13 protein-coding genes are annotated in these 12671 nt (G+C 39.7%); 11 read left to right on the top strand and 2 right to left on the bottom strand.

The features are described from left to right. Positions 1 to 71: 71 nt before the first annotated feature. Positions 72 to 1091 carry a GGDEF domain-containing protein gene (locus tag P8629_RS09930; RefSeq protein WP_278165979.1) on the bottom strand — a complete coding sequence of 340 codons (1020 nt, stop codon included), beginning with the start codon at positions 1089 to 1091 and terminating at the stop codon, positions 72 to 74. A 66-nt stretch (positions 1092 to 1157) separates the two neighbouring features. After that, complete coding sequence (gene mpl, locus P8629_RS09925) at positions 1158 to 2534, bottom strand: UDP-N-acetylmuramate:L-alanyl-gamma-D-glutamyl-meso-diaminopimelate ligase (RefSeq protein WP_278165978.1); 1377 nt, start codon at positions 2532 to 2534, stop codon at positions 1158 to 1160. Between the two features lie 143 nt (positions 2535 to 2677). On the opposite strand from mpl, the gene P8629_RS09920 reads away from it, so the two are divergent. The 11 genes from P8629_RS09920 (at position 2678) to P8629_RS09870 (ending at position 12601) form a co-directional block, all read left to right on the top strand. Continuing rightward, positions 2678 to 3835, top strand: a complete 1158-nt coding sequence (locus P8629_RS09920) for a ribonuclease D (protein ID WP_278165977.1) — start codon at positions 2678 to 2680, stop codon at positions 3833 to 3835. 95 nt (positions 3836 to 3930) lie between these two features. Further along, the gene (locus P8629_RS09915; RefSeq protein ID WP_278165976.1) at positions 3931 to 5205 is read left to right on the top strand and encodes a 6-phosphofructokinase; all 1275 of its coding nucleotides are present in this window, start codon (positions 3931 to 3933) and stop codon (positions 5203 to 5205) included. A gap of 176 nt (positions 5206 to 5381) precedes the next feature. Continuing rightward, positions 5382 to 6221: a mechanosensitive ion channel family protein gene (locus tag P8629_RS09910; protein ID WP_278165975.1), complete on the top strand. Its 840-nt coding sequence runs from the start codon at positions 5382 to 5384 to the stop codon at positions 6219 to 6221. A gap of 22 nt (positions 6222 to 6243) precedes the next feature. Continuing rightward, on the top strand, positions 6244 to 6972 hold the full coding sequence (locus tag P8629_RS09905) for a DUF481 domain-containing protein (RefSeq protein ID WP_278165974.1): 729 nt from the start codon (positions 6244 to 6246) through the stop codon (positions 6970 to 6972). Positions 6973 to 7326: 354 nt separating this feature from the next. Beyond that, a complete protein-coding gene (locus tag P8629_RS09900) occupies positions 7327 to 8124 on the top strand; it encodes a motility protein A (protein ID WP_278165973.1) in 798 nt (265 codons plus the stop codon). Between the two features lie 8 nt (positions 8125 to 8132). Further along, positions 8133 to 8924, top strand: a complete 792-nt coding sequence (locus P8629_RS09895) for an OmpA/MotB family protein (protein WP_278165972.1) — start codon at positions 8133 to 8135, stop codon at positions 8922 to 8924. Positions 8925 to 8981: 57 nt separating this feature from the next. Then, positions 8982 to 10496 carry a multicopper oxidase family protein gene (locus tag P8629_RS09890; protein WP_278165971.1) on the top strand — a complete coding sequence of 505 codons (1515 nt, stop codon included), beginning with the start codon at positions 8982 to 8984 and terminating at the stop codon, positions 10494 to 10496. Positions 10497 to 10509: 13 nt separating this feature from the next. After that, positions 10510 to 10734: an SHOCT domain-containing protein gene (locus P8629_RS09885; RefSeq protein WP_278165970.1), complete on the top strand. Its 225-nt coding sequence runs from the start codon at positions 10510 to 10512 to the stop codon at positions 10732 to 10734. Between the two features lie 168 nt (positions 10735 to 10902). Next, entirely contained in the window at positions 10903 to 11253 is a 351-nt protein-coding gene (locus P8629_RS09880; RefSeq protein ID WP_278165969.1) for a DUF3147 family protein, read from the top strand. A gap of 93 nt (positions 11254 to 11346) precedes the next feature. After that, positions 11347 to 11751, top strand: a complete 405-nt coding sequence (locus P8629_RS09875; RefSeq protein WP_278165968.1) for a hypothetical protein — start codon at positions 11347 to 11349, stop codon at positions 11749 to 11751. Between the two features lie 124 nt (positions 11752 to 11875). Next, the gene (locus tag P8629_RS09870; RefSeq protein WP_278165967.1) at positions 11876 to 12601 is read left to right on the top strand and encodes a HupE/UreJ family protein; all 726 of its coding nucleotides are present in this window, start codon (positions 11876 to 11878) and stop codon (positions 12599 to 12601) included. The last annotated feature ends 70 nt before the right edge of the window (positions 12602 to 12671 follow it).

The raw sequence follows: 12671 nt of genomic DNA, 5'->3' as shown, positions 1-12671 counted from the left end.
CTAAAAATAGCCCACCCTAGAAGAGCCATCAATAAAATAAATAAACCAATTTCAAGGAATGCCCACATTCTTTATTCGTCGATTTTAATGACTTTGCCGTTTTGACCTTCCTTGATCACATCGAGCCCTTTTTGAATTTTATCATTGACCGTCTCAATATCATCATAAACCGCAACTTTAACAATCACAGCGCTCAATGATATATTTTTAATCTCTTGCTTCTTATTTTTAACAACAACTTTCTTGCTATGAATGATGGTTCGAATACGTTCAATATAATCCGGAATTTTATGGATTGGAAAAGATGGCGGAGGGAATACCGCCAGTTCATCTTCATTCAGTCGCATCATTTCCCATTCTTCTTCGGTTTCGGTTTGAATGATTTTTACCACCAAACGAATAATACTGTCACCGAGTAACCAAGAAAAAGCTTCGTTGTAATAATCCAAGTCCGTAATATCAAACACAATAAAATGTCTTTTGGAAATAACGCCTGACATGGATTCTTTTAAAAATTCAGCTAATGTTTTTTCAAAATAACTTTTATCCGGCAAGCCCGTTAAGAAGTCACGACTCATGCTTTGTTCTATTTCAATGACATTACTCTGAACCGACTCCAGTTCTTTGACATTTTTTTGCATCCAGAGCGTAGTTTCAACCGAATTGGTTTCAACTGTTTTCAATTCCATAATCGCTTCAGAAAGAATAATTTCAATCGCTTCTCGAGTTTCAGCCACAGTCAGGCTGTTTCGCATATCACCTAATGTGTCTTTATGTCCATTAATGCTTTCAACAAACTCGTGAATCTTGGCTTTTAAATCATTGGCTTTATTGATGATCTGACTGGTACTTCGGTTAATTCCCAAAGTATCTCTAAAATATTCTTTTAAGACATAGACCTCGTAAAGTTTTTCATAAGAGGCATCAGAGATTTCTTGGCCGGTAGAGAGTAATGATTTCACTCTAGAAATGAGTGCTTTATTCTGACCCAAATAATACATAAACCAAATGCTAAAAGTCACTGGAGACGGTTTAATATTATGCTTCGTTAAATGCTCAATCGCTTTTCTTGCGATGACTTGGTGATTCATACTCATCCTTCTAGCTTCAAATTTTTATTCATAACGTTCTGCCCTTTTGGCTCTGACCACAAAGCATCAAACCGAAAACTTTTGCTGTAAAGCATTTAATAGTCGTTGATGTATCCCACCAAAACTACCATTACTCATTATCACGACAGTATCCCCTGGCAAAATATCCGCTACCAGCAAATCGAGTAGATCATCATAGTTATCGGCTGTTTTAACAGGGACTTTAAAAAGTTCCGTCTGCATTGACCAATTCCAATCAGGATCAATAAAAGCATAAACCGAATCTGCCTGTTCAAATGCTGCAGGTAGGCGACTCTGGTGTACGCCCATTCGCATCGTATTGGAACGAGGCTCAAACACGGCAATCAAACGCCCAGAAGTTGAGCGAGTGTCTAATTGTGATTTCATTCCGGATAAAGTCGTTTGAATCGCGGTGGGATGATGGGCAAAATCATCATAAATCACAATATCGTTAACTTTGCCCACTTCCGTCATTCTTCGACTGACACCTTCAAAAGCATTCAACCCTTGAACTGCCTCTTCTACTGGGACACCACAATGCTGCGCAGCAGCGATTGCACTCAAGCCATTACGAACATTATGTAACCCGGTCATATTCCAATGCACTTCCCCTCGGGACTGCCCTTGGTAATAAACTTCAAAGCTCGTGCCATCTTTTGCTAACAGGCGATACGCCCAGTCAGCATCCGCAGCGTTTTCACCTTGGCTTTCAACGGGCGTCCAACAGCCCTGTTTAATGACTTCATCAATATTCGACTCATCGGATGGTTGAATAATCAACCCATTACCCGGTACTGTCCGGATAAGGTGATGGAATTGTTTTTGGGTCGCCGCCAAATCATCAAAAATATCGGCATGGTCAAATTCTAAGTTATTCAGTACACATGTACGAGGATGATAATGAACAAATTTTGAGCGTTTATCAAAAAAAGCCGTATCGTATTCATCCGCTTCAACCACGAAAAATGGCGACTCACCTAATCGTGCAGACACCCCAAAGTTTTGCGGCACACCTCCAATCAAAAACCCTGGCTGAAGCCCTGCATGCTCTAAAATCCACGCGACCATCGAAGCTGTGGTGGTTTTACCATGCGTCCCCGCAACAGCCACCACCCAGCGATCTTTTAAGATATTCTCCGCCAGCCATTGAGGGCCAGAGGTATAAACTTGTTGTGTATTCAACGTTGCTTCAACCGCAGCGTGTCCTCGGCTTAATGCATTTCCAATCACAACAACATCAGGTGTTTGAGGGAGAAATTCTTCTGCGTAAGTTGAAACTTGAATTCCTGCTTGTTCCAGCTGAGTACTCATCGGGGGATAGATAGCGGTATCAGAGCCGCTGACGCTGACGCCCATTGATTTTGCAAGCTGGGCAATTCCACCCATGAATGTTCCTGCAATACCTAAGATATGAATTTTCAACGATCTTCCTTTTTAAGTCGGTGCGAAAAACGCCCTACTTTGTAACCAATTTTTTATCACTAAGGCGTATCTTATTGAAGATTTCTTAAAAAGCCAATGAGTTTTGCTTGCTCAAACGCAAACAAGCCCTTAAACTTCTTGCTATGAATTATATAATAATTGACCAGCAAGCCGATTTAGAGGCCTTTTGTGCGCTTCTTAACACTTGCCCTTGGATTGCAATCGATACCGAGTTTGTTCGAACAGATACTTATTTTTCTATTCTCAGCTTAATTCAAATTCAAACCCATGACGGTCAAGCGGCCATCATTGATCCGTTAGCAATCGAAGATTTAACCGCTTTATGGTCAATTCTAACCAACCCCAGCATTCGAAAAGTCTTTCATTCGGCACGCCAAGACATTGAAGTATTGTACCAAGTCTCCGGCCAGATGCCGGCTGCCATTTATGACACCCAAATTGCCTGCTTATTTTTACATCACGGTGACTTGGCAGGCTTAGCCAGAGTGGTGAAATCGGAACTAGACTTCACCTTAGAAAAAGACCAAACTCGAACCAATTGGCAGCAGCGCCCATTGACTGAAAAACAACTGGAATATGCCATCAATGATGTGCGCTATCTAGCGCCGCTTTACGAAAAGTTACAAGCAGAATTAACCAAGCAACAACAGTCTGCGTTAGAAGAAGACTTTCAGGCTCTCTTAAATGAAGATTTATATAAAATCGACACCCAATCAGCCGGTAAGAAAATTAAAGCCACCAAAAAACTCTCCCGCAAAAATAAAGCAATTGCTTACAAATTAGCGGAATGGCGTGAGCAATTTGCCATCGACAACAATAAACCGAAACGCTGGGTCATGTCAGATGAGGTATTGGTTGCGATTGCGAAGCGCCCTCCTAAAACGCCAGAAGCACTCTATAAAGTTCCCCATATCAAAGCTTCTTCGGTTAAAAACCACGGCTCAGAATGGGTGGCGCTAATTGATGAGGTTTTTGAATCACCTGACAGCTGGCCAACCTCCCCAGCACCTTCTACCCCACCAACGCCACAAGAAGAGGTGTTGATCTCCGTTGGATTTGCACTCATTCAACAGATTGCAATTGATTACAACATCAACCCAAACAATATCGCCAATAAAACCGACCTTTTTAAAATGATTCAATCTGACTCTTTTAAATTAAGCGGCTGGCGCGGACTTCTATTAAGCACCCCTTTTAGCCAGTTTTTACATAACCAGGCAGGATTAAGCTGCCATGAAGGAAAACTGGTTCAAAACACTTTCACGCCAAACACACATTAATATCTCTTATAATCTTGCTTAGTCGTCAATGCAGTTTCTGCTGAGAATGCTTTTTGGCACAGCAGACTTTATTCTTTCAAAAGGATTTTTAAACCATGTCTCACCCTAAAAACGTGATTTATGCCCAAGCAGGTGGGGTCACGGCTGTCATAAATGCCAGCGCCGCCGGCGTCATAGAAATGACCAAACGTCACCCTGAAACCTTTGGAAAAACCTATGCAGCCATTAACGGCATTGTCGGGGTATTGGAAGAACGCATGGCCGACACTTCTCAGTTTGATGAGGCCACGCTGGACCACTTAAAAACGCAACCTGGTGCTGCTTTTCAAGCCTGTCGATTCGACCTGGACACCATCGAAGAAAATCCAGCGCAATATGCACGTGTATTAGAAGTCTTTCAAACCTATGATATTGGTTACTTCTTTTATAATGGTGGAAATGGTTCCATGCTCACCGCTCAAAAAGTCGCCGACTATTGTTCAGACCATGGCCACCCAGTCACTTGCATCGGTGTTGCGAAAACCATCGACAACGATTTAGCCTTGTCTCACTGCAGCCCTGGCTTTGGTAGTGCTGCAAAATACATTGCAACCAGCTTATTAGAAGCGACCATGGATCTGTTTTCCATGCACAATACGTCAACAAAATTTTTTGTGCTAGAAGCCATGGGCAGAAACACCGGCTGGTTAACCATCGCTGGCGGATTAATCAAAACTGTTTTACCGGATGTCCCACTCATTGTCTTGTCCGCTGAACGTGCTTTTGAGCAAAAGACATTTCTTGAACGCGTGGAAACCTTAATAAAAACCCATGGGTATTGCGTTTGTATCGTTTCAGAAGGTCTGACCGATAAGCATGGCAACTATATCTCAATTGAAAATATCGAACACACTCACAACAATAACTATACCCAGCTTGGTGGCGTAGCCCATACCTTATCGAATTTAGTGGCGAATACCTTCAACTGTAAGACACACAGTGCGGTTCCGGACTATCTTCAGCGTTCTGCTAGCCATATGGTTTCTGAAACCGATTGGGAAATGGCTTATCGAGCAGGTAAAGCCTCTGTTCAAGCTGCTTTAGAGGGATATCATGGCGTTTTACCAACCATTGATGTTATCAGTCAACACCCGTTGGTTTGGCGTTATCAAAACGTTGATTTGTATCAGGTTGCCGAATTGGAAAAACGCGTGCCAGATGCATTTTTAACTGAAGATGGTATGGATATCACACAAGAGGCACTTGATTATCTTCAACCCTTGATAAAAGGCGAAAGACCTGTCAAATATCATAATGGGCTTCCGGATATCGCGCCGCTTCAGTTTGATTTGGTTTCCCCTGTATTGTCTGCTTATAAAGCAATCAAATAAACGGTTCATAAAATTAGCCAGGCCTGGTCAATTTTTAGTTAACCAAGACCAGGTCAACACCCTTTATTTTATAAGGTAGAAATAGGCTCATTCAGCCGATTTCAGTTCACATCCGTAAATTTTCCATTAAACTATATCCGTATAAAAAATACATGACAGATTAAATAAGGATTCTTATGAATTTTGACAACTTTGATATGACTGGATTTTGGGAAACGTTTGTAATTGATTGGGGAACCAATATTTTATTAGCCATTCTCACGTTTATTATTGGGCGTTTTGTAACCAAAATCATAAGCAAAATCAGTAAAAAATTGTTGGCAAAATACCATACGGATGAAATGCTTGCGAACTTCATCATGTCCATCCTGAATGCTTTATTATTACTGTTTGTCATCATCGCAACCCTCAGCCAATTAGGTGTCGATACCACATCACTGGTCGCCTTGATTGCAGCAGCTGGGCTCGCAATTGGGTTGGCTCTGAAAGATTCTTTACAGAATTTCTCTGCCGGTGTCATGTTGATTATTTTCAAGCCTTTTAGAATCGGCAATTATGTCGAAGCGGCGGGTACTGCGGGCATTGTTGAACATATTGGCATTTTCAGTTCACAATTTCGAACAGGCGACAATAAAGAAGTCATCATTCCGAACGGAAAAATCTACCAAGGAACCATTACCAACTACTCAGCCAAGACTACTCGGCGGGTCGATATGGTATTTGGCATTGGTTATGATGATGACATTAAATTGGCCAAAAAAATCTTACAAGAATTGGTTGAAGCAGATGATCGTGTTTTAAAAGAACCAGAACCCTTGGTTGCTTTATCTGAACTAGCAGATTCAAGTCTTAACTTTATTGTCAGACCCTGGGTTAACGCTTCAGATTACTGGGCACTCAAGTGGGACATGAACGAAAAAGTAAAACAAGCATTTGATGACGCAAATATTAGCATCCCCTACCCTCAAATGGATGTCCATATGAATCAATCTAACAACGAATCAAATTCAAAATAAAAGAAAGAAAATAGGTGTATTAATGAAAAAACGTATCCTCCTCGTCGCACTCACAACAGCATTAACAGCTCAACAAAGTGTTGCCAAACAACAAAAACTCGGGCTTAGCGGCTCAGGGGAAGCAGGTTATTCAAACACAACGGGTAACACGGATACAGAATCGTTGTTTGCATCGCTAAAATCAAGCTACACACAAGAAAGCTATAAACTCAAAGCACTGATTGAAGCACAGAATAAAAAAGAAGACAATGTCCGTACACAAGAGCGTTATGTTGGTGACTTTCAGGGAGACAAGTACTTTTCAGACTATCAAGATGCCTACGGGTTTGGGCAACTTCGTGCAGAGAATGATCGTTTCGCAGACGTCAATTTAAACACCTACCTATTAGTCGGTCTGGGGTATAACTTCATTCAGGAAAAAGATTTAATCCTGACCGCTGAAGCCGGTATCGGTAACCAATCCACAGACTACATCAAAGAAAGCCCAGAAGAAGATTTTTCTCAAACAATCGGTAAACTATACGGTAACTTTGAGTATGGTTTTAACCCGAATGTTCGCTTCTTACAGGATGCCACGGTTTATGCCGGTGAAAGACAAACGCATTATGAAACCAATACTGGGTTAAAAGTTAAGTTAAACGGTCATTTAAGTATGAAAGCAAGTTTTAAATACCGCTTTAATGACAACCCAGCCGCAGGCAAGAAGAAAGAAGATACTGAAACGCTAATCACGCTGGTTTACGACTTTTAAACCGCTTCATTTTAAGGTTAAATAAAGATTAAAGCCGAGGAACGCCTTGGCTTTTTTGACCAACAAACATTCTTGTTATTGCTGCCCTCTCCCTTTTTCTTTTACTCAATTGACCTCAAAACACTTCTAAAGCGTAAAACCATTAGTTAGTACTTTATGCATTTTCACCATTCAATGTCAAACAGCGTACAAGCTCAAGACACTTTCCAAAAGAAAGAGAAAATGATAACTTATTCAAAATTAATACTTGAAACCATCGTAAGTAAAAATAATAATCTTAAGACCTAATAATACATTCAAGTCATGCCATTTATTGTAGTACAGTAAAGCGACCCATTTTAAATAAGGTTTTTTATGCACATTTCTTTTACAGCGTTGATGGGATACATTCTTGGCTTAGGCCTTTTCATTCTTGCCGTGTATCTAAACACGGACAATTATTTAATGTTTTTCAGTCTGTCTAGTTTATTAATGGTGCTAGGAGGAACGATTGCTGTTGCAATGATTTCATTTGAAGGCATTAACGTTTTATTGGCCATGAAAGAAATTTTCGCTACCTTGGCAACGGCAAAAGTAAATACCCGCAAACTTTATAATGATGTCGGTGTTTTAATCGATTGGGCCATAATCGTCCGAAAAGAAGGACTTCGTAAATTTGAAAATACAGTAGTACTCTCCAAGGATGAAGATCAAAATTTTTTAGGTCAATCTTTTTTGTACCTTTTATCCGGCTACAAAGGCGACAAATTGATGACATTATTAGAACATACTCGCCAATCTATGTATGATCGCAAAATGATGCAAGCAAAAGTTTTAATGGCAATGGCCTCTGCAGCTCCAGCCTTTGGAATGATTGGAACACTGGTCGGGCTTGTCATTATGCTGAACAGTATGGAAGGCGATCCTTCAAAAATAGGAGGCGGTCTTGCCGTTGCTTTGCTAACAACGCTTTATGGCGTTTTGATGGCGCAATTAATTTTCAAACCTGCTGCACGAAAAATTGAGCAAAAACAAGAGCTAGAAGCTTATCGTAACCATATCCTGACAGAAGGTGTTTTGCTTATGGCGGAAGGAGGGTCTCCTACACATATTCAGGATGCCATGAATGCTTTTTTAGACCCACACTATCAATTTAAGCGTGCTGGAACCTAGGCTAATGTATGAAAGATTTGTACAAAGACATTTCCGACAAAGAATTAGCTGGCTTAATTCAAGAGCACCCCGAATTTCAGAAAAAAACTCGGGCTAGTTTAAAAAAACAATCCGTTGATAATGAAGGCGGACAAGACGAATGGCTCATCACTTATGCTGATGCCATGACTTTGATTTTAGCTTTTTTTATTTTGATTCTCTCTATTTCAGAAATTAAACAAGACAAATTTGAAGCGTTACAAACCAATTTAGGTCAAGGTTTTTTGAAAAAGGAAAAAGTAATCAACCCTTTACAAAACCTTGAATCTACTCTTTCGAAAGTGTTAGAAAGCAACCAAATTGATCCAGTTCAAGCCATGACACTTAATGAGAACGAGCTTCGTATTGACCTTCCTGGTGAATTACTTTTTGAAATAGGGTCCACTAAACTAGAACCCAAGTCTAAACAATTAATCACAGCCCTTGCCAAAGAAATAAAAGCCTTCCCTCTGCACCAGTATCTTATTGAGATTGAAGGTCATACCGATGATACTCCGATCAATTCAATCCGATTCCCCTCTAACTGGGAGTTATCCTCGGGTCGAGCCATTTCCGTTTTAAAAGTATTTTTTAATACGGGAATTAACAAACAACGCTTAAAAGCAATTGGTTATGCCGACACACGTCCAAAAAAACCCAATAGAACAGAAAAAGGCATCGCCATTCCCAGTAACCAAGCCACTAATCGTCGCGTAGAAATCAAAGTGGCTAAATCCTCAATTGGAGCACTAACATCATCTGAATCCGGATTCAACCCGTAAAAGGCTTTGAATCAATGACCGATAAAAACAACCCTCACATAGCTAACAGGAGTCGACATGAAAAGACGTCAATTTATACAAAAAAGCTTGATTGGACTGACTCTCCTTCCTCATCCAGGCAATGCGATGGGAACATTGTTAGGGGGCGTCGGACAAAATGATTTTACCCACCCTATTTTTCCTAAAGTGGATTTTTACGTTCCTGACTTAGAACAAGGTCAAAACCTTAATGGACAACAACACTTCAAATTAACGCTACAAGAAGGAAAAACAAAAATCCTACCGGATGTCACGACCCAGACAATCGGTATTAATCAAAGTTTTTTAGGCCCCGTCATTCGGGTCAAAAAAGGTCAAAAGCTTCGAATGGAAGTTACAAATCAGCTAAATGAAGTTGCGGCACTCCACTGGCATGGCATGATTTTGTCTGCAACAGAAGATGGAGGACCTCACCAACCAATTTCTCCTGGAAAAACCTGGATAGCTGAATGGGATGTTATTAACGAACCTTCAACATTATTTTATCATTCACATACGCACCAACATACCGGTTCACAGGTTTGGCGTGGTCTCGGTGGACAAATGCAAGTGGTTGATGAAGAACGAGATGCCGAACTTGGACTGCCCCATGAATATGGAGTAGATGATTTCCCTGTCATTCTCATGGATCGTGCTTTTGATGAAACCGGAGAATTTATCTACAGCAATGAACGGATAAACAAAATGCAAGGCATGCACGGCGACACAATGCTGGTGAATGGCCGAGCCAACTCCGTTTTACACCCTAAAAAAGACCGTATTCGTTTAAGGCTGCATAATGCCTCCAATGCACGTTTTTATAATTTGATGTTTTCGGACAAACGTTCTTTTCAAGTCATTGCAGGAGACGGCGGTTTATTGGAAACACCACAAACCCTCAATCGCCTTCGCTTATCGCCCGCAGAACGTGCTGAAATTCTGGTTGATCTGTCCGATCGCCAACCCTTCTCACTAAAAACCCTGGCGGGTTATGGCAATTTATCCATGGGAATGGGCGGTATGATGAGAGGCTCTTCTACGTTGGATCGAGATTATGATTTATTTCACATCGACCCCAGAAAATCCGAAGCAACTAAACCCTTTATGATTGAGCGTTTAATCCCATTACCTAACTGGTCTAATGTCGAAATAGCACAAACTCGAACCATGAATCTGGAAATGCAAATGGGACCTAGAATGATGTTTGGTTCAGGTGGCTTTACCATCAATGGAAAAGCGATGGCCATGAATGTGATAAATGAACGTTTAACTGCGAATAGTTTTGAAGTTTGGCACCTTAAAAACCCTTCAATGATGCACCATCCTTTTCATATTCATAATACTCAATTTAAAGTATTGGACCGAAATGGCCAAAAACCTTACCCATGGGAGCAAGGATTAAAAGATACAGTGACTGTTCATCGCGATGAAACAGTCAGAATATTGTTACCGACTGGTCCTTATCATAACAATCAAGAACCTTATATGTACCACTGTCATATCTTAGAGCATGAAGATGCAGGCATGATGGGGCAATTTGTTGTAACGGCCTAAAAAGGAGAACGCTATGTTTAATTACGATCATACTTGGGGATTTATGGGAGGCGGAATGTGGTTACTCTGGTTAATTTTCATTATTGTTATATTTTTATTGATAAAAAACTTCAACACATCTTCCAATTCAGCTTCAGAACACAATGAAACTGCTTTGGATATTTTAAAAAAGCGATTTGCCAAAGGCGAAATAACGAAAGAGGAATTTGAAGAAAGTAAAAAAGCATTAAAGGAGTAAACAACAATATATTTAAAAAATGCTTTGATGGTTCATTTAAAGAAAAACGGCCAGACCTGGCCGTTTTTTTTATAAACTTAATTGTATTTTCAACATAAAACACCCCCCTAATGATTATATAATTTTAATGCAAACTTCTTGCTTCCCCTTTATATAAGAGAGATATTAATGCCTTATTATTTATTAAAAATATCCATAACAGTAATACTGATCGTTGTGATATCTGAAGTGGCAAAACGTAGCAGCTTAATAGGAGGCATTCTTGCATCCATCCCTCTTGTGTCTGTTTTAGCAATGATCTGGCTTTATATTGATACTAAAGATATTCAAAAGGTATCGGAACTATCAATCAGCATTGTGTGGCTTGTCATTCCATCTCTCACATTGTTTGTTACTTTACCCATTCTTCTAAAAAAAGAGATTAACTTCTATTTAAGTTTAATGATTGCTATAAGCATGACAGCCGTCGTTTATTTTTTAATGATATGGGCTCTAGGAAAGCTAGGTATCAAATTGTAATGGTTTAATTAAACCCTCTAAACAGCTTTAATCAATAGTAAATATAAATTGAGTATAATTGTAAAAACATAAACAAGTTAACTAAACAAATACGTGATCAAATTACGACAACACTTCCCGCTTCTTTTTACCTTTATCATTGCTTTTATCACTATGCAATGGGCTTCTGTACATATTCATTTAGCAGAAAACCATACACATGATGAAATTCACTACCATGAATTGGAAGGTCACGCCCACAATTTAACACCCCCCCATTCCGATACAATAGGGTCATTTCATCTAGCAAATGATTTTAATACTATTGAACTGGATAATCAGCTCAATCCCCCACCAGGAAAACATAACATACCTGATCAAGCAACGGTTCCAAGTTATTTTCAACAATATTCCTGTGTACAAACCGCCTGGTTTGAACCCTCTTTAACAGATAATCTCTTTTACCATCGCCTCGAGCGATCAGACGCTAACCCTCGCGCCCCTCCTCATTTCTCATAACAGTTCACACATCTAAAATATATTTAACCCTATCAAGCTATCACGACACCTTGAATAAATTGTTATTGAGAAAAATATGCTATTTTTGTTTAAAAAATCACGATGGTTAATAGCCGCACTTGTAATGCTGGTAGTTAGCCAGGCTTTTGGGCATGGTATGTCAGAAGCCGAAAAACAAACGATTATCGATGGCGGCAATCTAAGCTACCTGTGGATTGGGGCAATCCATATGCTGTCAGGTTATGATCATTTATTGTTCATATTCGGTATTATCTTTTTTTTAACTAAGTTCAAAGACATTATTAAATACATAACGGCGTTTACGCTAGGCCATAGTGTCACGCTTATCTATGCCACATTTAATGGCATTCAAGTCAATTACTTTTTAATTGATGCCATTATTGCTTTAAGCATTTGCTATATCGCCTTTGCCAACCTTGATGGATTCAAAAAGTATCTAGGTATTAAGCCACCAAACTTACTGTTAATGATTATCGGTTTAGGTTTAATTCATGGTCTTGGACTCTCTACACGCTTACAGCAACTGCCTTTAAACCAAGATACTTTATTGATGAATATTATTTCTTTCAATATCGGTATTGAACTAGGGCAAGTTATAGCGTTAACAATCATGCTACTTGTGATGGCTTTATTACGCAGATCAACACTATTTAAACCTTTTAGTCTTATCTCCAATTATGGACTTATATTTTCCGGTTTGTTTCTATTCATAATGCAAATGCATGGGTATTCTCATATCACTAACCCAGATGAATTTGGCTTTAGTTCTGACAATCATATCCATGAACATATCAAAATGGATGAAGAGCGAGCCGCCCAGGTTACATAGATTCAACAAGCAAGTGCAACACCTAGGAATAGAAAAAGGTTAGCTAATGAGCTACCTTTTCAGTTCCCCA

It is taken from the genome of Hydrogenovibrio sp. 3SP14C1 (assembly GCF_029625905.1).
GTDB lineage: Bacteria > Pseudomonadota > Gammaproteobacteria > Thiomicrospirales > Thiomicrospiraceae > Hydrogenovibrio.
This window is presented reverse-complemented; position numbering and strand designations above follow the sequence as displayed.